Raw genomic sequence first — 234 nt, 5'->3', positions numbered from 1 at the left:
GATTGGCTGTTGCCGATGCCGCGAGGATCGTGGCGGCCCGCATCGAGAGACCGTTCGAATCCGTCGATGACGTATGGCGGAGATCGGAGGTTCCGTCGGAGGCATTGGTTCAGCTCGCGGAAGCGGATGCCTTCCGGCCAGCGTTTGACCTTGAACGGCGTGACGCGCTTTGGGCGATCAAGGCCCTCCGCGATGAGCCGCTGCCATTGTTCGTCGCCGCGACCGAGCGTGAGA

General features: G+C 64.1%; 1 protein-coding gene. It reads left to right on the top strand.

Annotation, left to right across the window (positions count from 1 at the left end; all coding sequences use genetic code 11):
- Positions 1–29: 29 nt before the first annotated feature.
- The coding region (locus SB816_RS35100; RefSeq protein ID WP_410548636.1) for a hypothetical protein at positions 30–234 on the top strand (205 nt) is incomplete at its 3' end.

Source organism: Achromobacter sp. SIMBA_011 (assembly GCF_046535435.1).
In the GTDB taxonomy this organism is placed as follows: Bacteria; Pseudomonadota; Gammaproteobacteria; order Burkholderiales; family Burkholderiaceae_B; genus Achromobacter; species Achromobacter dolens.
Note: the sequence above shows the minus strand (reverse complement) of the source record. Positions and strands in the feature narration are given on the sequence as shown.